This is a genomic window from Heliomicrobium gestii (assembly GCF_009877435.1).
GTDB lineage: Bacteria > Bacillota > Desulfitobacteriia > Heliobacteriales > Heliobacteriaceae > Heliomicrobium > Heliomicrobium gestii.
This window is the reverse complement of the sequence record NZ_WXEX01000015.1, coordinates 1-25,506: the sequence shown is the minus strand read 5'-3', so window position 1 is coordinate 25,506 and position 25,506 is coordinate 1. Positions and strand designations below refer to the sequence as shown.

The following is a 25,506-nucleotide window of genomic DNA, read 5'->3' as shown; positions in this document are numbered from 1 at the left end:
TGACTGACTTCCTCCGTGGCAGCGGGGGATTTTTTTTGGAGGAGGCTCGACGGTGCGGAGCAAGAAAAAGGCCCGGTGGACCCTTGGGTTCGTGGCCATTATCGGCATCATTGCCGCAGTCATCGCATTTCAGATGTACCAGCAGGGATTGACGGCTCTGGACCCGGAAGACCGGCAGGAGATCGTCGTCGAGATCCCTTCCAACGTCACCGCCCGCGAGATCGGCGATCTGTTGGAGTCAAAAAAGGTGATCCGCAGCAGCAGCGCCTTTGCCAGCTATGCCCGCGGGCATGGCGGCGAGTCCCTCAAGGCCGGCGAATATGCGCTCACGCCGAGCCTTTCCGTGCCGGAGATCCTCAACGTGCTGATCGAAGGGAAGACCCGCCTGTACAGCGTCACCATTCCCGAGGGGTACACGACGCGCCAGATCATTGAACTGTTCACCAGCAAGGGACTTGTCGACCGTGAGGCTTTTCGCAAGGCCCTCGCCCAGACGCCGCTGGACTATGACTACCTCAAAGGGCTTCCCGCCAATGAAAACCGGCTCGAAGGGTTTCTCTTTCCGGCCACCTACCGCATCCGCCGCGAGACGACGCCCGAGGAGATCGTGCGCATGCTCGTCAGCCGGTTTGACCAGGAAATGACCCCAGAGGTGCGGGCCCGGATGAAGGCCTTGAACATCGGCGTCCGCGACGCCGTGATCCTGGCTTCCCTGGTCGAGCGGGAGGCCCAGAAAGAGGAAGACCGCCCGGTCATCAGCGCCGTCTTCCGCAACCGCCTGAACAAGGGCATGAAACTGGAGGCCTGTTCGACCATCCAGTACTTGCTGGGCCAACCGAAGGCCAAACTGTATTACAAGGATCTGCAGATCGAATCGCCCTATAACACCTACAAATATCAGGGCTTGCCGCCCGGTCCCATCGCCAATCCGGGGAAGGCCAGCCTCCAGGCCGCCTTGTATCCGGCCAACACAGATTACCTCTATTTCGTCGCCAAAGGGGATGGCTACCATCAGTTCAGCCGAACCTACAGTGAACACCTGCAGGCAGTCGCCAAGTATGGGAATTGAGCTGCTCGCGCCGGCGGGCAACCCGGAGAAGCTGGCCATGGCCTTGCACTACGGCGCAGACGCCGTATACCTGGCCGGCAAAGAACTGGGCTTGCGCGCCTATGCCGGCAATTTCACGACCGAAGAGATGGCTCAAGCCGTCGCCCTCGCCCATGGTCAGGGCAAAAAGGTCTATGTGACGGTCAATATCTTTGCCCACAACCGCGATTTTGCCGCGCTGCCCGCCTATCTGACAGAGCTGCGCGACCTGGGCGCCGACGCCATCCTTGTCTCCGATCCCGGCGTCTTCGCCGTCGCCCGCCGCACTGTTCCCGACCTGCCGCTGCACATCAGCACCCAGGCCAACGTGACCAACGCTGAGGCGGCTCGTTTTTGGGCGGAACAGGGCGCCAAGCGCATCGTGCTGGCCCGGGAACTCTCCCTTAGCGAGATCAAAGAGATCCGCCAGGCCGTGGACATCGAACTGGAGGTCTTCGTTCACGGCGCCATGTGCATGTCCTACTCGGGGCGCTGCATGATCAGCGACTACCTGACGGGACGGGGCGCCAACCGGGGCGAATGCGCCCAGGCCTGCCGCTGGAAATACGCCCTCGTCGAAGAGACGCGGCCCGGCCTCTACCTGCCGGTCGAGGAGGATGAGCGGGGCTCCTATGTCTTCAACGCCCGCGACCTCTGCCTGCTTCCCGATATTCCCGCCTTGCTCGACGCCGGCGTCAACAGCCTGAAGATCGAGGGCCGGATGAAGAGCGTCCACTATGTGGCCACTGTCACCGAGATCTACCGCCGCGCCGTCGACAGCGCTTTGGCCGCCCGGTCGGCGGGAAGGCCGCCGCGCACCGAGGGCTCCTGGTGGGAGGAACTGGCCAAGATCAGCCACCGCCCCTACACGCGGGGCTTTTTGCACGGGCCGCCGGGACAGGAGCCTGATCTGTCCTACCGGCGCGATTATGATTTTGTCGGTGTCGTCCAGGCCTATGACCCGCAAAAGCGGGAAGCCGAGATCGAGGTGCGCAACCGCATCCGCCTCGGCGATTTGCTGGAACTGGCCGGGCCGGGCCGGACGCCCTTTTTGGCCATCGTCAATGAGCTGCGCGATGACGAGGGAAATGCCATCGATCAGGCGCCCCGTCCCCACCAGCGCATCCGCATCGGTGTGCCTCGCCCGGTGGCGCCCCTCGATCTCGTTCGCCGGCCCAAGGACGGCGGGGAAGAATCGTTCCTGAAGGTGCGGATCGATCCGTCCCATATTTTCTACCTCGACATCATCCTGGAGGGCTTCGGCCATTTCGGTGTGCCGACGACAGTCGACAAGGAAGCCGGTCTCGTCCTCATCCGCACGACCCCCGATACGCGCGAGGAAGTGATCCGGGTCCTCGACAGCCTGCCCTGGCCGGTGGCTTGGGAGGGCGGCGAGTCGAAGCCTCCCCAAACGGCGGGAGACCTTTCGGATGAAAAACTGCCGTCTCCGGCAAACTAATGCCGGAGGTGACGTTTCATGGAACTGAACACCCGGGACTTCCTGATGAAGTCGCTGCTCAATGAACAGGAACTGGTCCGCGACTATCAGCAGTTCGCGCAGACGACCGATGACAGGGAAGTGGGCAAACTCTTTCAGGAGTATGCCGAGACGGACGCGTTGCGGGCCAACCGCATCAAGGACATCCTGCAAAACAAATACGGCCTCGACGCAGACGAAAAGTAATGTTCAGGCAAAACGAAAGGCCCCGGCGAACCGGGGCCTTTCTGCATGATTAACGGTAGATAGGCCACAGCAAATGACCCAGGTAGAAGACCAGCGCGATGGCGAAGACGTGCCATACCCACCAACCGGTTTTGAGGAACTCCCAGGTGGTGCCGTTCAACACGTTATCGCTTTTGCGCTCGATGTTATTTTCCACGCGTTCATTCTCCTTTCTTTTACAAGTATACCTAGCTTACCCCTTTCAGTGTTTTTTTACTCCTTCTACATGAAGTTAGGGAAAGAGAAAGAAAGCGCCATTTTTATGGAAAAATAAGGTTGACTATGTAGAGAATGGACGTTATAGTAAAGATAAGACATATATTGTCGAAGGGCGTGGAAGGAGGAGGGTTCGTGAAATCGACGGGAATCGTTCGAAAAGTAGACGAACTGGGCCGGGTTGTCATTCCGATGGAACTCCGCCGCATCATGGGCATTGCCGATAAGGATGGACTTGAGATTTTTGTCGAAGAAGAGAAGATCGTTTTGAGGAAGTACGAGCCCGCCTGTGTTTTTTGCGGCAGCGCGAACGATGTACATAACTACCGGGGAAAAGCCGTGTGCCGGGAATGCGCCGAAGAAATGGCCAAGTTTGTCAGCTGACGCCGTGGCGTGAAATCTCGGCAAAATCTCGGCATAATCCGCTCAAACCGGCGATAAAAAAGCGACGGTGATGCATCTAGGATGCTTCACCGCCGCTTTTTTATCGGCAGTACCGAGTTCACGCGAAGGGCAGGCTCGCTGCGCCCGTAAAGGACGGCGACCCAGAAGACCAGGGCGGCCAACAGAGAGGCGAGCACATCGCTCGGCCAGTGGGCGCCCAGGTAAATCCGGCTGATCGCCACCAGCGTGATGGGGAGCAACGTCACCGCCGGCGGCCGGGAGCGGCCGGTGATGGCCATGAACAACGCCGGCAGGATCAGGGCGGCGCCCAGGGTATGACCGGAGGGGAACGATGCTGACGATTCATGGACGAGGGCCATGGCCATGTCCGGCCGGGCGCGTTCGAAAAAGAGTTTCATGGGATGGTTGAGCACTCCCCAGGCGAGCAGGGCCGCGAGGAGCATAGACAGGCGCTGTGGCGTCCGGCGCAGATAGAGAAGGACGGCCGCCGCCACCGAGGCGGGCAGGAGAAATTGGGCCGACCCCAGCCCGGTGATGGCGCTCATGGCCACGTCCATTCCGGCTGAGCGATGGGAGAAGAGGAGCAACGGCAACGACCAATCCAGTGGAACCGTCCAGTTGAGGGCAGCCAAAAGCGTTCCGTTCAGAAAGAGCATGGTCGCCCCTGCGGCCAATCCGGCCAGGACAGGAAAAAAAGGCGTCCTGGAAACCACCTCGGAACCACCTCCTGAGTTGAGGAATATTGTCCCTTTTCTCCATTTTTCGCCGCCATCATGGCCAGTTCCTTCACAGATCCCCTTGAGTTCGATGGAACATACGTGCTAATATGGAAGCGGAGGTGGGATGATGCAACTCACACCGAAAGAACGGGAAGTATTTGAAGTCATCCGAAAAAATGTCCGCGAGAAGGGGTATCCGCCCAGTGTCCGCGAGATCGGCGAAGAGATGGGTTGGGCCTCCAGCTCGACGGTGCATGTTTATCTGAAGCGATTGGAAGACAAGGGCTGGATCCGCAAGGATCCGACAAAACCACGGGCGATCGAGGTCCTGGCTGACCGGCAGGAACGGCTGGAATCGGGCCGTGGCGGCGGAACGGCGAGCGCCCATCGAGAATTCGATAATCCGCCCTTCGAGCGTCCGCCAAGGGACTCTCACATATCCGAGCGGCAACCGCCGGCAAAGGCCTTCCTGCAAGTGCCCCTGCTGGGCGCTGTGGCTGCCGGTTCACCCATCTTGGCAACGGAATATGTGGAGGACTACCTGCCTGTGGCCAAGTCGATGCTGGGGGAAGGCGAGTTCTTCGGCCTGCGGGTCAAGGGAGACAGCATGATTGAGGCGGGCATCCTCCATGGCGACACGGTGATCGTGCGCAAACAGGCCCACGCCTCTAATGGGCAGATCGTCGTCGCCATGATCGATGAAGACGCCACCGTCAAGCGTTTTTTCATGGAGGCGGACCACGTGCGATTGCAGCCGGAGAACAGCGCCCTGGAGCCGATCCGCGTTCGCGACGTCTCTGTGCTGGGCAAGGTGGTCATGGTCATGCGCACGATCCACTAAACCTTCATCACAACCTATGGCATAACCTATCGTCGAAAGCCCTGCGTTTTTGACTTGCTCCCAGAATAAAACAGAGCCACCGTCGATGCGGTGGCTCTGTCTACAGTTCATGGCTTCGATGGGCCTTTTCCGGCGCGGCTTCTCCGGTGTTATCTACGGAAAAAGCGGTAGCGACGGAAACGACGGACAAGGCGGCAACTGCGCCTTCTAGAGCGTCAGAACAGCAGCCCTTGCAAAAGGCTTTGCAGGACTTTCACCGATAGATAGAGAAAGGCGAAGGCGCAGATGCCATAGGTGAGCCGGGTTTCACGGAGGGTGTCAGCCGATTCAAGCCACCGCTGCGTCCGGGTCGTTACGGATTCCGGCCGGCGTCGCGCCGCAGGCTTGACGGGAAATCGATGGACGACTGGCGCCCGGTGGGCCGCAGACGCCCGAACATAACCGGTTGCTTCCATGGTTCCACACGCTCCTTGGAACTGATGTTCTAATGACAGGATATAAAACATATGTTCCAATGTCAATAGGCACATGCGGACCAGTGAGGCATTTTTTTGCGGAAAATTGTTTTTTCATGGGGGAAACATGGCGGGAAGAGTGGCAACGAGACAAGGGACTCATGAGACGGTCACCGTTGAACTGACGCGAGGCAAAGGCGGAAAGGTCCTGCTTGGCGACCTGGCGGTCCCTTTGCGCGTGGAGCGGCGCAAGGGGGTGCGCAACATCAGCCTGCGGTTGAGCGCGCAAGGGCTGGAAGTGCGGGGACCGGTTGCGCTGACGGGCGATCAGATCCGCGAGATCATCGGCCAGAAAGGGAACTGGATCCTGCGCCACTGGCGAAGGCTGCAGCTGGAGAAGGAACGCCTCGGCCAGGCGGCGCGGGGTGATCGGGTCTTTTTCCGCGGCGATTCGCTGGATGTTGTTATCGTCCATGACCCCGGTCCCCTCCCGGCGGAAAGCCGGGTCAAACACGCGGAAGGGCGGCTGTTTGTTTGGTTGACGCCGGAACAGCAAGGGCAGTGGCGCCCGGTCATTGGGGAATGGCTGCGCGGACAAGCCGAGACGCTGATCCCGCAGCGGGTCAATGAAATCGCCAGGCCTCTCGGTCGCCCCTACGAAAAGGTCACCATTCGCGATCAGAAGTCCCGGTGGGGGAGTTGTTCGTCGCGGCGGAACCTCTCCTTTAACTGGCGTCTCATCCTCTTTCCGCCGGCGGTGATGGATTATGTCATCGTTCATGAACTCTGCCATCTTCAGGAATTGAATCACTCTTCCCGGTTCTGGAGCCTTGTGGCGCAGCATGTTCCCGATTACGCCCTTCACCGGCGCTGGCTGCGCGAGCATGGGCGGGAATTCGCGGCTCCCGTCGAAGGGGAGATGTGACAGTTGCTTTTTTTCTTGTGTGGGCAGGGGTTGTCTAATTCTTAGCGAAAACAATGCTGTTGGGAATCGATACTCTGTTGGGTAATGTGTTGGGTAACGATACGCCACTTTTTTGGACAAGCGGGGGCGTAGGGGGGCCGTGTGTGCGCATTGAAGAGATGATTGAAAAACTGAAGGCCGGAGACACTGACGGACTGCGTCATGCCTATGAGCAGTTTTACAAGTCGGTTTATCAGGCTGCGTTCTTCATTCTCCACGACCCCGACTTGGCGGAAGATGTGACCCATGATGTCTTTTTAAAGCTGGGGGAACGGATCGGCCAACTCCGCAATCCGGAGCGCTTGGAGTCGTGGCTGTGTCAAATGGCCGTCAACGCGGCCCGGGATCTCCTGCGCCGCCGGGTGCGCAATGTCCTTTGCGCCGAAATCCGCGATGAGAGCGAGACCGTTGAAGGCTCCCCCGAAACGGCGACGGTGAAACAGGAGCAGCAATCCATCGTCCGCCGGTGCATCAGCCGGCTGCCACCCGATTACCGCAGTGTCATTTACCTCCGGTTCTATCTGGATCAGAGCATCGAACAGATCAGCGCCACCTTGGACATCCCGTCGGGGAGCGTGAAATCGCGCCTCAGCCGGGCCAAGCAGCGAATTCGCCAATGGTTGGAACGGGATGGTCAGGACAAACGTCTACAGGAAGAAGAGCACATAGACGAAACGACCGTTGCCAGCACGATCGGGAAGATGGGAAAGGAGATTACATAATCATGAGCGATACAATGGAAAAGTGCCCGATTTACGCCCACCTGGAAGGGCGTTATGCGAAGGATATCGAGTTTATCGTAGAACGATACGGCGTTCCCGAATGGCAGGCGATCTGCAACGAGGTATGCCCCAATGTGCTTGGTTACTATGAAGGCACCTCTGACGGACGCTGCGCCGTCCGCATTCGCATGCTCCGCATTGAAGACTAAGGGCTGACACCGGGACGGAGGGATGAAACCGCATGAACAGACAGCCTGAGCGGTTTCTGGATCGGCAAATTGAGGAGACTGTCCGCCAGATGGTGGAGGAAACCCCTGTTCCTCCTATCGAGGCGTCATGGGCCCGCCTGGAGCAAAAACGGCGGGAACAGGCGTCGCTGCAGGCGCAACCGCAACCGCTGTCCCAGACGGGACCGCGGCCACGTCCGCTTTTCCTGCGGTGGGCAGCTGTTGCGGCGGCGGCGCTGGTGGTGGGGGGGCTCATGTCTTCTCAGTGGACCGGTTCAACGACAACAGCGATAAAAACCGCCAGTATTGTCGGAAACGCCGCACTCGATAACGCAAGTGATCGCGCGAATACGCCGCCGCCGCCATCTCCCTCCCTTCGCCCCGCTGCGCCGGCGTCGGCAGCACCGGCGTCGGCAACTTCCGGCGCTGTCGCGCAGGAAAAGGCCGCCATGGCGCCGGTTAGCGCATCGGTTGCAGCCTCCTCGGCAAAGGTTTCCGCTGTAGTTGAGCCGGGTTCGCCGCCGGCCGGCGGTTCTGCTCCGGCTGTTGGAAGCGCAACCTTGTCGACGGCCTCGCCGCCGGTCTCCACCTCAGCCGATGGCGGCGCCCAATCGTCCAAAGAAGAGCGGCGAGTGGCCCTCGCCGTTCCGGCCAGGGGAGACGATGTGTCGCGACCGGCGCCTGCCGCAAAATTGGGCGGTGACCAGAGCGATCGGTCAATGGGGGCTTCCCCCCAAATGGGTGCGGTTCCCTTGGCCGATCAGCAGGAAGCCGCGGCCTTATCGGCCGTCGACGCCGCGCCGCCTCTGCCGGCGGCCCAAAGATCACTGTCCACTTTTGCCGCCCCGATCTTATCGGCTCAACCGGCCGATGTTGTCGAGGGGGGGGCTGTCGTCGGTTATCTTCCGCCCGGTTTTGTCATGCTTGCCGCCAAAGAGAGAATGTTGACGGAACCTACGACGTCCAGGGTGCTACGCTATGTTGGACCGGCGTCAAGTTTCTTCAACCTGACCGTTGGCGCTGCTGCGGCTTCGCCGGCGGAAGGAACGCCCCTGGCCCGCCGGGATGTTGAGCTGGCCGGTGAGCCGGGGAAATTGGCCCTCTTTGCCAAGGGGCTGCTTCGCATCGAATGGCGTCGTGACAAGGCATTCTATATGCTGGAGGGTATCCTTCCGGAAGAAGAGGCGATCCGCGTCGCCCAATCGATCCGGTGAACCGGTCGTTCCACTCATGAATACAGAAAACAATAACTATTACTGATTGACACGGGCTACTTTTTGCGGCACAATAGACGCGAACCACATCCATTTCCGTTCAACGGTTGACCTTGAATGGTAATGTTGGTACTGACGCGCTGAGGAGGAACGACGAATGCGACCCGTTAAAGTCAAGGAGGATATCTATTGGGTAGGCGCCATCGATTGGGACCTGCGGGACTTTCATGGCTACCTCACCCAACGGGGTTCATCCTATAACGCTTATCTGATCATGGATGAAAAGATCACCCTGGTCGATACGGTCAAATCCTATCTCGTCGATGAGATGCTGGACCGGATCGCCCATATCGTTGATCCGTCGAAGATCGACTATATCATCTGCAATCATGTGGAGATGGACCACTCCGGCGGCATTCCCCGATTGATGGAACTGGCGCCCAATGCGACCATCATCACATCGCCCAACGGACAGCGGGGGTTGAAGGCGCACTACAAGTGCGAATGGAACATGAAGGTTGTCAAGACGGGCGAGACGGTGAGCCTTGGCAAGCGCACTCTTTCCTTCGTGCTGACCCAGATGGTCCATTGGCCCGACAATATGGTCGCCTACATGCCCGAGGACAAGATCCTCTTTTCCAACGACGCCTTTGGCCAGCACATCGCCTCCATGGAGCGTTTCGATGATCAGTTGTCCTACCATCTGGTCGTGGAAGAGGCGAAAAAATACTACGCCAACATCGTCCTCCCTTACGGATCACAGGTGCAGAATGCGCTTCAGACCCTTTCCGGCCTCGAGATCGACGTCATCGCCAACAGCCACGGCGTTCTCTGGCGTTCCCATATCCCCGAGATCCTCGAGGAATATGGCAAGTGGGCCACCAATCAGACCGAGGAGAAGGCGCTGATCATCTACGACACCATGTGGGATTCGACGAAAAAAGTCGCCTACGCGATCCAGCGCGCCTTTGAGCACAAAGGCATCGACTCGAAGTTGCTGAACCTGGACAGCAACCACATGTCAGACATCATGACCGAACTGATCACCGCCAAATACGTCTGTGTCGGTTCGCCCACTTTGAATAACAACATGCTGCCGAGTGTGGCCGCCTTCTTGACCTACCTGAAAGGCCTGGCGCCGAAGCACCGTGTCGGCCTCGCCTTTGGCTCCTACGGCTGGGGCGGCCAGAGTGTCGCCCAGATCGACGAGGCCATGAAAGCCGCCGGCTTCGACATGCTGCAGCCTGTCAAGGTGCAGTACATCCCCGATGACAATGTCCTTGAAGCGATTACGGCCCAAGTGGAAGCTGTCGTCGGCGAGTAAGCTCGACGCGAGAATAAAACAGGCAAACGTCCCTGTCCGCTTTTGCGGCAGGGACGTTTTTGCTGTGATAGAGGAAAAAGGCGCCTCTTTTCCCGAACAGCGGCATACAGATAAATTCAGGACAAGTTTCTTCGTCCCGCTGTCAAAAAGTACCGCCCCTGGGGAAGGTCGCCCCTGCCGGAATGAAGGCATAAAGTGAACGGTGAAAGGCCGGTTGACACCCCGGTTCCGTTCGCTACGTCTGCCAGGCCGCAACTACCGGGAAGAGGAGAGGTGTTATGATCCAGGAAATAACGGTTCTTCCGGGACGCGACAAAACGGGGGAACTGGAGAACTTTTCCGGCATCACCCTACGAGCTGGAGAAACCCTGTCCATCGTCGGGCCCACAGGCAGCGGCAAAACCGCCTTCATCACTGATATTGAACTGCTGGCGCAAGGGGACACGTCGACGCGGCGGCATGTGTTGATCAATGGGGGTGAGCCGCCAGAGGAACTCCGCTACAATCCCTCATTGAAGCCGATCGCCATGATCACTCAGAACACGAAATGCTTCACCGACCTTGCCGCCGAGGAGTTTCTCGAGATCCATGCCCGCGCCCGGAAGATCAATGACCGGGACATCATCGACAAGACCATCGAACTGGCCAACAAGTTTACGGGCGAACAGATCCGGAAAGACACGAAGGTGACCGTTCTGTCGGGCGGGCAGACGCGGTCCCTGATGATCGCCGACGCGCTCCTGATCGGTTCGGCGCCGATCATCTTGCTCGATGAGATCGAAAACGCCGGCATCTTTAAGCAGGAGGTTGTCCGGCTGATTCAGAACAGCGGCAAGATCATTATCTTCGTCACCCATGACCCAGTGATCGCCTTGCTGACGCAAAAACGGGTGATCATGAGCAACGGCGCCGTGCGCAAAGTCATCGATCAGAACGAATCCGAGGTTGGCGCCGCCCAAAACCTGATCGAACTGGATAAGCGGGTCGGCATCATCCGGGAAAAGATTCGGGCCGGTCATATCATCACCAAGGAACTGATCAGCGTCAATTTTGGCTAAGGCGGGTGACAGACTGTGAAACTGCTCGTAATCGCCGGGCCGCCGTCGGCAGGCAAGACGGCCTTGACGAAACAGATCGTGCGCCACTTTCAAGACGAGATGAAGATCGCCTACCTGAAGATCGATGTGGTCAAGGCCTTTGAAGACATCGAACTCCAGCGGGAATTCAATATCCTGACCAAAAAGGTCTACTCGGGCGACCTTTGTCCCGACCATGCCGGTGTCATGGTCCTCGGCGACGCCGTCGAATGGGCGGAAAGCAATGAGGCCGACCTCTTCATCGTCGAAAGCGCCGGCCTCTGCCTGCGCTGCTCTCCCTATCTGAACCAGGGGCTGGGCGTGATCGTGCTCAGTTCCATCTCCGGCATCCATGCGCCCGAGAAGATGGGCGCCATGGTTGCGCTGGCTGACATCGCTGTCGTCACCAAGATCGATCTGGTCAGCCAGGCCGAGCGGGAGGTCTTTATTCAAAAGATCAAAGAGGTGCATCCCCACATCGTCCTGATGGAGACGAACGCCCTCCAGGGGACATCGCTGAACCGCCTCTACCAGTTGATCGCCCACTCTGAAGACATCGAAAAGAACCAACTGGTGCTCAAAGGCAGTCCGCCCATCGGCACCTGCACCATCTGCATCGGCAAGAAGGAAATCGGCTGGAAACACCACTTCGGCGTCATCAAAAAACTGGACGGCCAGATCGCCGACTACTTGTACCGGGGTGAATGACATGAACCGATCCTGGTTGCCTCCGGGGAAAAACTGCGGTTTATGCGGCGAAGTGAGTTGCCGTTCCTTTCTCCGCTCTGTTCAGGCGCAGGAAAAATTCTACGAGGACTGTCCCTTCTATAAAGAAACCCAAGGGGGCTGCGGTGTCGATTGGGAGCTGGAAGCGACCCATCCGGAACGGGATGTCCTCGGTCATGGCTATGACTTTGTGCTCCAACCCCTGCCCGGTGAGATATCGGCGCGCAAGATCGTCCTTCCTTTCCGCGGCGACTTGGTCGAGAAACTGGAAATCCGCGAGGGCGATCTGGTGGTGGGACGCCCCATGGGCGCCGGATGTCCCATCCCCCACGTGTTGCGGGTGATTGAGGCCGACCCGATCACGGGATTGTTGACCACCTGGGTGGTGGGTCCCAAATTTGCCCGTGACGGTCAGCAAGAGGTGAAAAACGTCTCGGCCTATCATATGGTCGGTTTTGAGGGGATTGCTACAGCCATTCGCAAGGAACCGACACTCGGCTGCCGGATGACCTTCCTGCCCGGATTTTGCATGATGAGCCTGAATCACACGGGACTGGTCAACATGGTCCTGCAAAAGTCGGAGGGTCCCCATATCCGGATCGAGAATATCCTGATCCTGGCGACACGGGACTGGGACTAGAACTGCCACCTGAAAAAAATGCGATGGCTCGGGAGCGGGGGAATCCGATAAAAGGATTTCCCCAGTTTTTTTAAAAAATGTTGCAACTTTTTTCTGGACTGCCGCGTCTAGTTTGTTGGAGGCGATATCGATGAACGACAAGGCAGCCCCCCGAGTCGGCGCGCTGCTGTTGGCGGGCGCCGTTTTTTTATCGGGCGCCGCGGCGCCGGTTACTGTGAATACCTTATCCGGGCAGGCATCGTTACAGCAGGGAAGCCGTTCACCTGCCGGTGCTTCCTTATTTGCGCCGCAGCCGGCCTGGGCCGATACCGGGAGTACCGGTCCCGCCGATGCCCGCGGCCACTGGGCCGAGGCGCAGATCACCGAGATGGTCGACCGCGGCTGGATCCGCGGTGATGAACAGGGGCTCTTTCACCCGGAGCAAACGATGAGCCGGGCGGAGTTTGTCTCGCTGCTGGTGCGGGCCTTCGATTTCCGGGTGAATTTTATCAAAGCGCCGGATATTCGCGATGTGGCGACCGATGTGCCTGGCGATGTCTGGTATGCGGGCGATCTGATCACGGCGGCCCACACTTTTTTGTCCCTGCCTGACAAGGCCTTTCATCCCCAGGAGGGATTGACCCGCGAGGTGATGGCCCAGTGGGTCTGGGCGGCCTACCTGCATAAGACCGGCGATGACGCCAATGATCCGGCCGCGAGCGGGTCGACGCCATCATCTGACGCGGCGTCCACTCCTTCGGCGATTCCCTTTTCCGATAACGACGCCATCGGACCGGACTGTCGCGAAAGTGTCGCCGCGGCATCGGCGGCAGGGTTCATCAAAGGCGATGAAGAGGGGTATTTTAAACCCAAGGCGGTTGTGACCCGGGCTCAGGCAGCGGTCATCGTCCACCGTGTGGCGGGCAAGCTGACCCCCTATGGCGCTTCGATCGCCCATACTCCCTACGGGCGATCCGATTACGGCAAATGGAACGCCCCGCGCCAGGCCGTCCTGATCCGCAGCGAAGCGGAGTCCCGCGCCTTTGCAGAGCAGTGGCGCGATACGACGCTGGACATGCCTGTTCTGTCCACGACCGGGCTCGATTTTGGCAAGCAAGCGCTCGTGGCCCTGATCGGTTTTTCCAGCTCCAGTTCCAACCCGCCTCAGGTCACCGCCATGATCCGGCAGGGAAACACACTGACCGTATACCTGGAGAAAAAGACGGGTCGGATCGAAACGGCCGACATCACTGGCGCGTACCGGTTTTACAGCGTCGCCAAATGTGATGTGGAGGGCGTCGATCAGGTGCGCGCCGAGCTACGCCTCGTCCCTGTCCATGAATGATCCCTGCAGAGAGCAGACGAAAAGACGCGCCGGTGAGCGATCAGTGAAAAAACTGATCGCTTCGTCGCTTCGGACACTGGCATCCCATGACGGCATCGGCTAAAATATCCCTTGTCGGGTTTCGGCAAACGGGAATCCATAAGGAGCGAGCTCGAACGTGCCTAGACGCGCCATCGCCATGCTACGAGAGGCCAACTATACGTCCCTGAAGAGCGCCATGGGGAACTATTTCCTGGCCGCTGTGAAACTTCTCGCCTATCAGTGGACCGGTTCATCGGCCATGCAGGCCGAGGCGATTCACAGCTTTAACGATGGTTGCGCCCAGGCGGCGGTCTTCACTGGCTCCATCTTTGCCTCCCGCAAGCCGACCCCCAGCTTTCCCAACGGCTTCGGACGTTTGTCCAACCTGATCGTGCTCTTCGTGGCCATCTTCATGACCTACAACGCCGTGAAAGCGATTCAGTCCGGTTATGCGGCCCTTCTGCATCCCCATCAGCCCACCGGCTTTTACTGGAACCTGCTCGTCCTCGCCGTTTCGTTGGCCGTCGATGGGACAGTGCTGGTGACGGCCATGAAGGACATCGCCCGTGAGGCGGAGATTGAGGCCCGAGGTTTCGCCCTGCTCCAGGTGTCGCTGCAGAAGTATGACCTGGCTTCGCCGGAGACGCGGCTCGTCTTTTTCGAGGACCTGCTCGCTTCGGTGGCGATCCTTGTCGCCATGACCGGCCTAACGGCGACGCAGTTCGACATTGCCCCTGGGGGCGACGGGCTTGCCGGCCTGATCATCGGCTTGCTCCTGCTCGGCATTGCTGTCTCTGTGGCCTGGGAGAACATCAAAGGGCTGATCGGCTATACGGCGCCGGAAGAGGTCGTCGACGAGATCGCTGAGACGATCATGGATGTGCAGGGCGTCGAGGATCTCTATGAACTCGATGTGGTCCGCGAGGGCTCTTACCTCGATGTGGACGGCACCATCGAATTGCCGGAAACCTGGTCTGTCGGCCAGGCGGAAGACGTGAAGGAAGAGATCCAGCGCCGGCTCAAGGTGATTTATCCGAATATCCATAATGTCACCTTGAGCATCCATGAGGATGATGAACTGAGCCGCTGGGGGTCGCGCGATTTCGTTCGGCTAAAACGCAAAAAAGTAGCCAACCGGCTGGTCAAAGCCGAGAAAAAAACATAGCGACAGGGGGAACCTTTGGAACCATGGGTGTCATCGTCATCGGTCATCGCAGCCCCGATACGGACTCCATCTGTTCGGCCATCAGTTACGCCTATCTCAAGGAAAAGCTGACAGGCCGCGAGTACATAGCCGCCCGGTGCGGCAATCTCAAACCGGAAACGGAATTCGTCCTCTCTCACTTCAATGTCCAGCCGCCGCGTCTCATCTGCGATGTGCGTTCCCGCGTTTCTGACATGCTTGGCGGACAGGCGCCGGTGGCCATCTCGCCCGACACGCCCATCCGTGAGGTGGGCATCCTGGCCCGCGACAAAAACCTCAAGTCCCTGCCCGTCGTCGATGACCGCAACCGGCTCCTTGGCATCATCACCCTCGGCGACATCGCGCAACGCTACCTGAACCTGGACGAACTGAAGGACCTCGAGCGGATGGGGCTCACCCTGGGTGGGATCCTGCGCACCATGGGCGGCCGCTTCCTCGTTCCGGCGCCTTTGGAGACGAAGCTGCGCGGCAAGGCGATCATCGGCGCCATGCATGTGGAAACGATGGTCCAGCGTATCGGCGAAGGCGACACAGTCGTCACCGGCGACCGGGAAAATGCGCAGTTGGCCGCCATTGAGGCCGGCGCCGGATGCCTGATCGTCACCGGCGGCCTCAGCATCACCGAACGGGTGGAAAAGGCGGCCCGCAACAAAGGCATTCCCGTGCTCACCGTTCCCTATGACACCTTCAACGCCGCCCGTCTCTTGGGCCTCAGCGCGCCCGTCGGCACGATCATGCGCCAGGACATGGTCTGCTTCCAACCGGACGAGTTTGCCGACGACGCCCGCAAGGTCATGCTGGAGACGCGCTTCCGCAACTACCCTGTCATCGATGAAGAGAAAAAGCTGCTCGGCGTCATCTCCCGCTACCACCTGCTGGCGCTCCAACGCAAGAAGGTCATCCTCGTCGACCACAATGAAAAGAGCCAGGCGGTGGCCGGTCTCGATCAGGCGCAGGTGCTCGAAGTGATCGATCATCACCGCGTCGGCGATGTCCAGACGGGAGAACCGATCTACTTCCGCGGTGAGCCGGTCGGTTGCACCAGCACCATCATTGCCGCCATGTATGATGAGAACGATATCGAACCGCCCCGGGAGATCGCCGGACTGATGGTCTCGGCCATTCTCTCCGACACGGTGCTCTTCAAGAGCCCCACCTGCACCCCTCGCGATCGGCGGACTGCCGAAAAGCTGGCCAAGATCGCCGGCATTGACCTGCATGAATTCGGTCTCAAACTCTTCACAGCCGGCTCTTCCATAGAAGGGCGCACGCCCGAGGAGATCATCTTCCAGGACTTCAAGGAGTTTCACCTGGGTCCCCTGAAGCTGGGCATCGGCCAAGTCGAGACGATGGATTACGACGGTGTCAGCCGCATGCAGTCGACCCTGCTGGAGGAGATGGAATCGATCCGCAAGAAAAAGGGACTCGATCTGGCCCTGCTCATGCTGACCGACATCATTAAGGAAGGTACGCGGCTGCTGGTGGCGGGCGAGAAAAAAGAGCCCGTCGAAAAAGCCTTTGGCGTCATTGTTGAAGACAACTCCGCCTACCTTCCCGGTGTCATCTCCCGCAAGAAGCAGGTCGTGCCGCCCTTGTCAGCCTATCTCGGCACGTGAACCGGTTCCACTGCGTTCCCCGTTGGCAGCAACGGGGATTTTATTTTTTAAATCCCAATGTGTGGTTATGCCGGCAGTCTTGTATCGATTTGGCAGGGATTGCGTAATCGTTGTCGAACACTCTTTGGTATCGCTTACTCACGTAGCGTCACATGTTTTAGCGTTATCGTCTTTCAACGTGCTCATTTTAAAATTCCACACTACGACATCAGATGGGTTGTCCTCGAATAAGCGATGAGGGAGGGCACTGGCGTGCAGAAGAGTCTATTAAAGAAAATGGTCGTCTTTTCTCTATTGATCACCATCATTCCCGTGATCGTATCCTTATCGATCGTCTATTGGCAGGTGCGCGCCGAGATGATCGCCAGCCAGGAGCAGCGACTGAGTGAGAATCTGCAAAACCAGGTCCGGATGCTGGAGACGATATTCAGAGAAAGCCAAAACAAAGGCATGATCATCAGCCGCGAAGGGATGATCGTGGAAGCCGCCAATGCCGCGAATCAGGGCTCGACTCAATCGGCAGCGGACGTTTCCCGCTTTTTGCAGGATGTCTATGCCGCCGATAAGGGGCTGTACGAAAATATCTTTATCGTCGGGCGAAACGGCGCGATTTACGCCGACGCCTTAGGCGGGTCGAGCGTCGGCACTGACGTGCGCAACTTTGATTTTTTCCAACCTGCCTTGGGCGGCAAATCCGTTGTGTCCCAGGTTATCCAATCGCCCATCTCAAAGCGGCCTGTCGTGGTCGTGTCGATGCCCATCTGGAATCGAGAGCATGAGGGGCAACCGACAGGCATCCTGGCCATGGCCGTAGAGTTTAACCGGATCTCCCTGCCGATCATCGAGACCCGGTTGGGTCAAACCGGATACAACTACATCACCAATCCCCAGGGCTTGGTTCTGGCCCACCCGGATTCGTCCCAAGTCCTTCAGCTCGACATCACGAAGGAGTCGACCGGCCTGGAGCGAATTCCCGCCAAGGCTGCCGAGGGCAGCGGGATGGTGACGCACCGCGACGGCGGAACGACGCGGATCACCGCCTATACATCTGTCTCCGGCTTGCCGATGCTTCTCTTTAGCACGATGGATCAGAATGAATTCGCCGGTCGGTTCAACCACATGCTGTTGCTCATCGCCGGCGCCACCGCCGTTCTGGTCATCCTGGCCGGCGCGGCGGCCACGATGGGCTCCCGGCAGATCGTGGCCACCATCAAAGTGATACGCGCCGCCATGGCCCACGGCGCCGCCGGCAATCTGACGGCTCGGGCGCAAATTCAGGCGAAGGATGAGATGGCCGGCCTGGCCAAAGCCTTCAATATCATGGTGGAGACCCAGTCCAAGGTGGTGGGGGCGGTGCGCAACTCCTCCGATGAATTGGCTGCGTCATCGCAGGAACTGGCCGCCTCGAACGCCGAAATCAACGCCGCCATTGGCGATATGAGCAAAAACATGGAACAGATGGCGGAGGACGCCGAACTGGGCAACCAGTCCATCGTCGAAGTCTCCCAGGTCCTGATTGAACTGGCTTCACTCATTCAGATCGCCCGCGAGGCGGCCCTCGTAGTGAAGGATAAGTCCCAACTGACCTTGACCCAGGCCCAAAAGGGAAAGACCACCGTCCATGAAACCATGACCGGCATGACCAACATTCAACAGCGCGCCCAGGAGATCGAGACGATTATCGCCAATTTGAACGAATACACCCAGCAGATCGGCTCCATCACCGAAACGATCACCGCCATCGCCACGCAGACCAATCTCTTGGCCTTGAACGCGGCCATCGAAGCGGCCCGGGCGGGCGAACACGGCAGGGGATTCGCCGTCGTCGCCGAAGAGGTGCGCAAGCTGGCCGAACAGTCGACTCAGGGGGCGGCTGAGGTGTCGGCGATCCTGGAAAAAGTTCAGACCCGCACGGCGGAAGCTGTTGAGGCGACCCGGCGAAGTCGGGACGACGTGCAGCGGGGTGTATCCTCTGTGGGACATTCGGGTGAAGTGCTGGAACAGATCCTGCAGGCCGTCGAATTGTCAGGCAAGGAAGTCGACCGCATCGTCGAAATCACCAACGAGGAAGTCACCAGTTCCGATAAAATCCTGCAGTTGATCAACCATGTGGCCAATGTGATCGAACGGACAGCGGAGATCGCCACCCAGATGGCCGCCTCCAGCGAGGAGGCGGCGGCGACGATGGAAAATCTAACGGCCGCCAGCGAACAGATCAGCGCCATGGCCACCCAGTTGAGCCATACCGTTCGAAAATTCAAGACCTAGGTCGGGTAGGCGGATAGGGGACAGATTGAAACGCTATAATATACTGGACCTTCCAAGTAGAGGAGAGACGATCCATGGAAAAAGAAAAGGCGCTGCCCAAGCGCCCGGACATCGCTTCTGAATTTAAGTGGAAGTTGGAAGACATCTACCCCGGCGACGACGCCTGGGAAAAGGATGTTCAGGCTGTGCCGGCATTGCTGGAAAAGATCACCGCCTTGAAAGGCAAGCTCCAGGAGAAGAGCGCCCATCTCCTGACGTCCTTGCAGCTTCAGGATGAACTCGGGAAAATATTGGAGAAGATCTTCACCTATGCCCGTATGCGCCGCGATGAAGATAACGCCAGTCCCACCTACCAGGCCTTGACCGACCGGGCCGTCGCCCTCAACGCGCGCGCCGCCGGCGCGACCGCCTTCCTCACGCCGGAGATCCTGGCCATTCCCGATGAGACGCTCCGGCGCTTTCAGCAGGAAGAGCGGGGCCTAGACCTGTACCGCTTCCTCCTCGAAGACTTGAAGCGGCAGAAGCCCCATGTCCTGACGGCCGATGAGGAGGCGATCCTCGCCCAGGCGAGCGAACTGGGCCAATCGCCGGGGCAGATCTTCACCATGCTCAACAACGCCGACCTGACGTTCCCCACCGTCCGTGACGAAGAAGGCAAGCCCGTGGAGATCACCCATGGTCGCTACGGCCAATTGATGGAGAGCAAAGACCGGCGTGTCCGCAAAGAGACCTTCCACGGTCTCTATGGAACCTATAAAAAACTGGAGAACACCCTGGCGACCACTTTCAGTTCGGCCATCAAGCGGGATGTCTTCTTCTCCCGTGTTCGCCACTATCCCTCGGCCCTGGAAGCGGCGCTCTTTGGCGACAATGTGCCGAAAGAGGTCTACGACAAGCTGATCGGGACCGTGCGCGCCCACAATGACGCCATGCACCGCTATGTGCGCCTGCGCAAGAAGCTCCTCGGCGTCGACCAACTGCACATGTATGACCTCTATGTGCCCATGGTGGCAGAGGTGGACTGGAAGGTCTCTTACAATGAAGCGCTGGAGATGGTCAAGCGGGGTCTGGAGCCTTTAGGCGCCGAGTATGGCCGTGTCCTCGATGAGTCCTTCAAGACCGGCTGGATCGATGTCTATGAAAACAAGGGCAAGACGAGCGGAGCCTACTCCTGGGGACCCTACGGCACCCACCCCTATGTGTTGCTCAACTACCAGGACCGTCTCGATGACGTCTTCACCTTGGCCCATGAGATGGGCCATGCCATGCACTCCTACTATTCCCACAAGGAACAGCCCTACGTCTACTCGGCCTACACGATATTCGTCGCCGAAGTGGCCTCCACCGTCAACGAGACGCTGCTGATCCGCCACCTGCTGGAAAAAGAACATGATCGGGGACGGCGTCTCTTCCTGCTCAACCACTACCTCGAGCAGTTCCGGGGCACTGTGTACCGGCAGACCATGTTCGCTGAGTTTGAAAAACTCGTTCACGCCAAAATTGAGGCAGCCGAAGCGCTCACCCTTCAGGAACTGAAGCAGATCTACCACCGGCTCAACGTCGATTACTACGGGCCGGACATCATCGTCGATGACGACATTGACATCGAATGGGCGCGCATTCCTCATTTCTACAATAACTTCTACGTCTACAAGTACGCCACCGGCTTTTCCGCCGCCACGGCGCTCTCCGCTCAAATCCTCGCCGAGGGGCAGCCAGCTGTCGAACGCTATCTGACCTTCCTTAAGAGCGGCGGTTCCGACTACCCCTTGGAACTGTTAAAGCGGGCCGGCGTGGACATGGGGACCGCCGAGCCGATCGAAAAGGCTTTGGCCGTCTTCCGGGAACTGCTCGACGAGATGGAGAAGTTGGCCGCCGAGGCTGGGTGAGCGATCGGGGCAACAGAAACCACAAAGACATATCACAGCGAAAGCGGTCAGAAGCAAGAAAGCGATGGCCGCTTTTTTGTTACATATTTCTCAACAAAGCAGACGATAGTGGCAGGATTCTGTACGTTTGGAAAGAATTTTATAACGTCAGAAACAGGATAAAACATTGGTGGTATAAGGGAATTTTACGAGCTTAGTCTGTACGTACTCTGTAAGACGGTTCTGAGATATGAACGGATCAAGCTGTCCGATTTTCACAATGCAGGGGGAAGGTACAGCGGCGGGGGAGGAGAGCGCATGTTGACGGACACATCTTTTTGTGACGCCGTTATCGATAAAGAGTCATTGGCTTCACTGTTGGAGGATTTGGATCCTTTAGAAAGCAGAGAGCTTTTTTCTCGCCTCGTCGAGATTTATCTTCAGGAAACTCCGCGAAAAGTCAAGGCCCTCGCCGAAGCGCTGGCGAGCGACCTGCCCGGAGAGGTTCGTCTGGCCTCCCATAGCATCAAATCGAGCAGCGCCATGTTAGGCGCCCACAAAGCGGCGGACGTAAGTTATCAGATTGAACAGTTTGCCAGAATGGGAGAACTAGCCGGCGTTTCAGCACTTCTAGCGGCCCTGGAACAAGAGTGTGAACAAGTATATGCCTGTCTCCAGTCGATTCGGGACAGCGGTTTCCCCAGTGAGGAACCCTAGCAACGCCGAATCGAGGAGCGGAAGAGGGAGTGGCAGTGGCTACCAAGCCAATCAATCGGAGTGAGGACGACGCGCAAAGGGGCACTTTTTTCCGCTTGCGCACGCTGAAAGCGCAGTTAAACTGGTGGGGGATACTGCTTATCATCGTGCCTACCGTCGTGCTGACGGTTAACTTCCTCGTTTCAGAAATTGAACATATTCAGCGGGAAAAATTTGAGCAGTTGGAACAGGCCATCACAATCCAACGCAACGCCATTGATGAATGGTTTGATAACTGTCGCGATGATGTGCGCACCTTGGCCGAGATCAAGGCGGTCCGCAATGGAGACAACCGGGAGATGGATGACCTCTTTCGGAGCTTTTTGGACCAGCACAAGCATTTCACAAACCTGACCTTTGTCAATCGCGAAGGGATCAATGAAGTTGATACGGCGGGACGGGTAGGCCAGATCAACTTGTCTGATCGCGATTACTATCAACAGGGCGTCAACGGCAAAGACTATGTAACCGACGTCATCATCGGACGCAATACGGGCCGACCGCTGGTCATGATTTCTTCACCCGTTTACGGCTTCAATGGTCAATTTCGGGGGATCATCTTCACATCGGTCAACTTGGCCACCATTGAGGCGGTCATGAGCCGTTACCGCCCCGGAGAAACCGGCGAGACCTATCTGGTCAACGCGAATGGCCTGATGATCACGCAATCGCGGTTTGCCTCGGACCTCGTCAAACGGGGAGTCATCGACGGAACCGCCCCGTTGCAGGTCAAGGTGGACAGTCCCGCTTTTCAACAGGCGTTGAAGGGAAAACCGGGCACAGCCGTCTACCCCAACTACCAGGGAAAAAAGGTCCTTGGCGCTTTCCAGCAGATGCGACAGCAGAACTGGGTGATCATCGGAGAAGTGTCAGAGACGGAGGCGATGGCGCCCTATTACCGGCAGATGGCTACCATGATGGGCGTTTCCCTGATCCTGCTTGTGCTGTCGGTTCCTCTGACCGTCGCAGTCTCTAACCGGATTCGCAAACCCATCGATAACCTGATCGAAGGCTCAAGGCATATGCAGCGTAAAGACTACAGCTACCGCATAGATTTGCCCGACAGCCCCAATGTGCCTGTTGAGCTTACGGAATTAAGTCAAACCTTCAACCGGATGGCCGAAACGATCGATGATCACGTGCGGGAACTGCGGCGCGCCAATGAGGCCAAATCGGACTTTTTGGCCAACATGAGTCACGAGATCCGGACGCCCATGAACGCCATCCTCGGTATGACGGAATTGCTCGGCGAAACCCAGTTGACACCGGAACAGGCGGAATATGTCCGCATCTGCCATGGCGCCGGCGACACGCTGCTCTACCTGATCAATGACATTCTCGATCTGTCGAAGGTGGAAAGCGGTCGTCTCGAACTGGAGTCCTCGGTCTTTCACCTGGGTGAGTTAGTGGAAAGAACGGCTGAGATGATGGCTGTGCGCGCCCATAAAAAAAGTCTTGAATTGGTCTGTCACATCTCGCCTGACGCGCCGGCCCAGGTTTGCGGTGATTCGGAGCGTCTCCAGCAGATTCTGATCAACCTGTTAGGCAATGCCGTGAAGTTTACGGAACGGGGTGAGATCGTGCTCCGTGTTGAGCGCGATCTCTCGCGGCCTGACCAGACGGGAGCGGTTCTATTTTCCGTGTCCGATACGGGGATCGGCATCGCCCCTGATAAAATCGGTGTGATCTTTGAGCGGTTCAGCCAGGCCGATTCATCGACCACGCGCCGCTACGGCGGCACGGGTCTTGGCCTGACGATCTCCCGCCATCTCGTGGAGATGATGAACGGTCGGATTTGGGTGGACAGCGAACTGGGGAAAGGGAGCACCTTTTACTTTACCGTCTGTTTCGCTCCCTGCGATCCGGATGGAGAGAACAGCCTGCAGCCCATCGAATCCTTGCGAGGGATCAAGGCCTTGATCATCGACGACAACGAGACAAACCGCATTATCCTGCGTGAAACGGTTAAGTCTTGGGGGGGGATGCCGGTGGATACACCGGGGGGCGCAGAAGGTATCGAAGAGATGAAACGAGCCAGGGCGCAGGGAGAACCCTATGAACTGGTCCTGCTGGACTGCCGGATGCCGGAGATGGATGGTTTTCAGGTTGCCGAGACCATTCAGGCCGAACCGGAACTCCGCGAGGCGACTGTCTTGATGGTCACATCGGACAACCGGATTGACGATGCCCAACGAGTGAAACAGTTGGGCTTAGCCGCCTACCTGGTCAAACCGGTAAAACGGAACGATCTGCTCAAGACGGTGTTGGCTGTTCTGGAAACACGCCCGGATAAGCGGGAAGCGAGACAGGAGAGCGCCAATCTCGCGACACCGCTTGCGGTGCGCATCCTCTTGGTGGAAGACGCCGAAGACAACAGTCTCTTGATTCGCACCTATCTCAAAAAAGAGCCGGTGCTGATCGATATGGCTGAAAACGGCCAGAGAGCGGTTGAAATGTTCTCAAAAGGCCAATATGACATGGTGTTGATGGATATTCAAATGCCGGTGATGGATGGCATCACTGCTACCCAAAAGATCCGGCGATGGGAGCAGCAGCGAGGACATCCGAAAACGCCCATTATCGCACTCACGGCCAATGCGATGAAGGAAGATATGGAACGCAGCCTGGAGGCTGGCTGTGATGACCATTTAACCAAGCCGATCAAGAAGAAGATCCTCCTGGACGCGCTTCACCGTTTCTGCGGCAAACTGGAGCGAGGCAAAGATACAGGAACAGGGTCTCGTAACGGCAATGATAAGGCCAACGTAGGCGCGTAGCTGTGATTCTAGCCGACGCGGTGGGGGGAAGGCGCAATGGGAATTTTGATCATCGATGACGCAGAGGACATTCGGATTTATCTTGAGACGGTGCTGGCCGCTGCCGGTTATGAAACATACTCGAGCGCAGCGGCGGGAGAAGCGCTAGCCTTGCTTGAAAAGGGACCAGCCGTAGACCTCATCCTGATGGATGTAATCATGCCGGAAACGGACGGAATCGAACTGTGCCAGCAGATAAAGTTAGACGAGGCGTGGCGCGATATTCCCGTCATCATGGTGACGGCGTTGACGAACATGGTGGATTTAGAACGGGCCTTTGCCGCTGGCGCGATGGACTACATCACCAAACCCGTCAAAAAGCTGGAACTGCTCGCTCGCATTCGTTCGGCCCTCACGTTGAAAACAGAAATGGATCGACGGAAGGCGCGGGAAGAAGAGTTGCTGCGAGTCACCGTTGAATTGGAGGAAGCGGTGCGCAAGCTAAAAAACCTCTCCTCCCTGGATGGCTTGACCGGTTTGGCGAACCGGCGCCGTTTTGATGAGTACTTGACGGCGGAATGGAAGCGAGCGATCCGGAACGGCATCCCCATCTCGCTTGTCCTCTTTGATATTGACTGGTTTAAGCCCTATAACGATACATACGGTCACATCCAGGGCGATGATTGCCTGAAAAGCATCGCCAGGCTCGTGCCTGACGTGGTTCGCCGTTCCAGCGATCTTGTCTGCCGTTACGGCGGGGAAGAGTTTGCCGTCATCTTGCCGGACACCTCACAGGAAGGTGCCCTCAATGTGGCCGAGGCGATTCGCAAGGTTGTATCGGAAGCCGAAATCGAACATCGTGAGTCGGTTCTTGGCCGAGTGACAATCAGCGTAGGTGTCGCTACGGCTTACCCGGCGCCAGGCAGCGAAATAAAAACACTGATCGGTTTTGCCGATGAAGCGCTCTATGAGGCGAAGCGGCAGGGACGCAACCGGACGGTCGAGATGGCGGACATTCATCGACATCGCTGATTTTTACCTAACCGTACGAAAAAACGTCTGATTGACTGTCGGGCGAAAATATTGAAGCAAAAATGCCCGATGAAGGAAAAGTATTTATTGAAAATGGGAACAATCAAAACAAGGGCGAGAGAGTGCCACGGTCTTGGATAAATTTAGTCCTTGATCGTTTCATTTGAGTGTGGTATTATTCTCAAGTGCCGCTGATGAGCCCGAAAAATCGGCAAGAAACGAAAAAGATTCTTGTTGACGAGTCCGCGGCGATGTGATAAGATATCATTCGTTCGCAACAAACCGTTGAATCAAAAATGAAAAAACGGAAGTAAGCGAATCA

Annotated in this window: 24 protein-coding genes; 21 read left to right on the top strand and 3 right to left on the bottom strand. The window is 57.8% G+C overall.

What is annotated here, in order from left to right; translation table 11 throughout:
- The first annotated feature begins 52 nt into the window (after positions 1-52).
- The 3 genes from mltG to GTO89_RS14980 are packed head-to-tail and all read left to right on the top strand — an operon-like array spanning position 53 to position 2,771.
- On the top strand, positions 53-1,069 hold the full coding sequence (gene mltG, locus GTO89_RS14990) for an endolytic transglycosylase MltG (protein WP_161262912.1): 1,017 nt from the start codon (positions 53-55) through the stop codon (positions 1,067-1,069).
- Positions 1,059-2,546, top strand: a complete 1,488-nt coding sequence (locus GTO89_RS14985) for a U32 family peptidase C-terminal domain-containing protein (protein WP_328793926.1) — start codon at positions 1,059-1,061, stop codon at positions 2,544-2,546. The genes mltG and GTO89_RS14985 overlap by 11 nt, the downstream gene beginning before the upstream one ends.
- 18 nt (positions 2,547-2,564) lie before the next feature.
- Positions 2,565-2,771 carry a hypothetical protein gene (locus tag GTO89_RS14980; protein WP_161262911.1) on the top strand — a complete coding sequence of 69 codons (207 nt, stop codon included), beginning with the start codon at positions 2,565-2,567 and terminating at the stop codon, positions 2,769-2,771.
- Positions 2,772-2,820: 49 nt separating this feature from the next.
- On the opposite strand, the gene GTO89_RS17115 is transcribed toward GTO89_RS14980, so the two are convergent.
- Entirely contained in the window at positions 2,821-2,967 is a 147-nt protein-coding gene (locus GTO89_RS17115; protein WP_012281405.1) for a hypothetical protein, read from the bottom strand.
- Between the two features lie 194 nt (positions 2,968-3,161).
- On the opposite strand from GTO89_RS17115, the gene GTO89_RS14975 reads away from it, so the two are divergent.
- Positions 3,162-3,410 (top strand): AbrB/MazE/SpoVT family DNA-binding domain-containing protein, encoded by a 249-nt coding sequence (locus tag GTO89_RS14975; RefSeq protein ID WP_161262910.1) that lies wholly within the window; start codon positions 3,162-3,164, stop codon positions 3,408-3,410.
- A gap of 86 nt (positions 3,411-3,496) precedes the next feature.
- Here GTO89_RS14975 and GTO89_RS17890 read toward each other — a convergent pair whose 3' ends face one another.
- The gene (locus GTO89_RS17890) at positions 3,497-4,144 is read right to left on the bottom strand and encodes a phosphatase PAP2 family protein (RefSeq protein ID WP_161262909.1); all 648 of its coding nucleotides are present in this window, start codon (positions 4,142-4,144) and stop codon (positions 3,497-3,499) included.
- Positions 4,145-4,277: 133 nt separating this feature from the next.
- Between GTO89_RS17890 and lexA the strand changes: the two genes are divergently transcribed.
- Positions 4,278-4,991: a transcriptional repressor LexA gene (gene lexA, locus GTO89_RS14965; RefSeq protein ID WP_407929499.1), complete on the top strand. Its 714-nt coding sequence runs from the start codon at positions 4,278-4,280 to the stop codon at positions 4,989-4,991.
- A gap of 215 nt (positions 4,992-5,206) precedes the next feature.
- Here the strand turns inward: lexA and GTO89_RS14960 are convergent, their stop codons facing one another.
- Positions 5,207-5,446, bottom strand: a complete 240-nt coding sequence (locus tag GTO89_RS14960; RefSeq protein WP_161262907.1) for a hypothetical protein — start codon at positions 5,444-5,446, stop codon at positions 5,207-5,209.
- 127 nt (positions 5,447-5,573) lie between these two features.
- Here GTO89_RS14960 and GTO89_RS14955 point away from each other — a divergent pair, with 127 nt between their 5' ends.
- The 16 genes from GTO89_RS14955 (at position 5,574) to GTO89_RS14880 (ending at position 25,184) form a co-directional block, all read left to right on the top strand.
- Positions 5,574-6,371 (top strand): M48 family metallopeptidase, encoded by a 798-nt coding sequence (locus tag GTO89_RS14955; RefSeq protein WP_161262906.1) that lies wholly within the window; start codon positions 5,574-5,576, stop codon positions 6,369-6,371.
- Between the two features lie 143 nt (positions 6,372-6,514).
- Positions 6,515-7,132 carry an RNA polymerase sigma factor gene (locus tag GTO89_RS14950; RefSeq protein WP_161262905.1) on the top strand — a complete coding sequence of 206 codons (618 nt, stop codon included), beginning with the start codon at positions 6,515-6,517 and terminating at the stop codon, positions 7,130-7,132.
- A gap of 2 nt (positions 7,133-7,134) precedes the next feature.
- A complete protein-coding gene (locus GTO89_RS14945; RefSeq protein ID WP_161262904.1) occupies positions 7,135-7,341 on the top strand; it encodes a hypothetical protein in 207 nt (68 codons plus the stop codon).
- Between the two features lie 32 nt (positions 7,342-7,373).
- Positions 7,374-8,573 (top strand): hypothetical protein, encoded by a 1,200-nt coding sequence (locus GTO89_RS14940; RefSeq protein WP_161262903.1) that lies wholly within the window; start codon positions 7,374-7,376, stop codon positions 8,571-8,573.
- Between the two features lie 157 nt (positions 8,574-8,730).
- Entirely contained in the window at positions 8,731-9,897 is a 1,167-nt protein-coding gene (locus GTO89_RS14935; protein WP_161262902.1) for an FprA family A-type flavoprotein, read from the top strand.
- Between the two features lie 278 nt (positions 9,898-10,175).
- Entirely contained in the window at positions 10,176-10,955 is a 780-nt protein-coding gene (locus tag GTO89_RS14930; protein ID WP_161262901.1) for an ATP-binding cassette domain-containing protein, read from the top strand.
- A gap of 15 nt (positions 10,956-10,970) precedes the next feature.
- Entirely contained in the window at positions 10,971-11,681 is a 711-nt protein-coding gene (locus tag GTO89_RS14925) for a GTP-binding protein (protein WP_161262900.1), read from the top strand.
- Between the two features lies 1 nt (position 11,682).
- Complete coding sequence (locus GTO89_RS14920) at positions 11,683-12,339, top strand: (Fe-S)-binding protein (protein ID WP_161262899.1); 657 nt, start codon at positions 11,683-11,685, stop codon at positions 12,337-12,339.
- A gap of 130 nt (positions 12,340-12,469) precedes the next feature.
- Positions 12,470-13,663 carry an S-layer homology domain-containing protein gene (locus GTO89_RS14915; protein ID WP_161262898.1) on the top strand — a complete coding sequence of 398 codons (1,194 nt, stop codon included), beginning with the start codon at positions 12,470-12,472 and terminating at the stop codon, positions 13,661-13,663.
- 157 nt (positions 13,664-13,820) lie between these two features.
- Positions 13,821-14,849, top strand: coding sequence for a cation diffusion facilitator family transporter (locus GTO89_RS14910; protein ID WP_161262897.1), 1,029 nt, complete (start codon positions 13,821-13,823; stop codon positions 14,847-14,849).
- A 23-nt stretch (positions 14,850-14,872) separates the two neighbouring features.
- Positions 14,873-16,504, top strand: coding sequence for a putative manganese-dependent inorganic diphosphatase (locus tag GTO89_RS14905; RefSeq protein ID WP_161262896.1), 1,632 nt, complete (start codon positions 14,873-14,875; stop codon positions 16,502-16,504).
- A gap of 252 nt (positions 16,505-16,756) precedes the next feature.
- A complete protein-coding gene (locus GTO89_RS14900) occupies positions 16,757-18,772 on the top strand; it encodes a methyl-accepting chemotaxis protein (RefSeq protein WP_161262895.1) in 2,016 nt (671 codons plus the stop codon).
- A gap of 74 nt (positions 18,773-18,846) precedes the next feature.
- On the top strand, positions 18,847-20,661 hold the full coding sequence (gene pepF, locus GTO89_RS14895; RefSeq protein WP_161262894.1) for an oligoendopeptidase F: 1,815 nt from the start codon (positions 18,847-18,849) through the stop codon (positions 20,659-20,661).
- Positions 20,662-20,958: 297 nt separating this feature from the next.
- Complete coding sequence (locus tag GTO89_RS14890; protein WP_161262893.1) at positions 20,959-21,357, top strand: Hpt domain-containing protein; 399 nt, start codon at positions 20,959-20,961, stop codon at positions 21,355-21,357.
- Positions 21,358-21,392: 35 nt separating this feature from the next.
- Positions 21,393-24,173, top strand: coding sequence for a response regulator (locus tag GTO89_RS14885; protein ID WP_161262892.1), 2,781 nt, complete (start codon positions 21,393-21,395; stop codon positions 24,171-24,173).
- A 36-nt stretch (positions 24,174-24,209) separates the two neighbouring features.
- Entirely contained in the window at positions 24,210-25,184 is a 975-nt protein-coding gene (locus GTO89_RS14880; protein ID WP_161262891.1) for a diguanylate cyclase, read from the top strand.
- Positions 25,185-25,506: the final 322 nt, after the last annotated feature.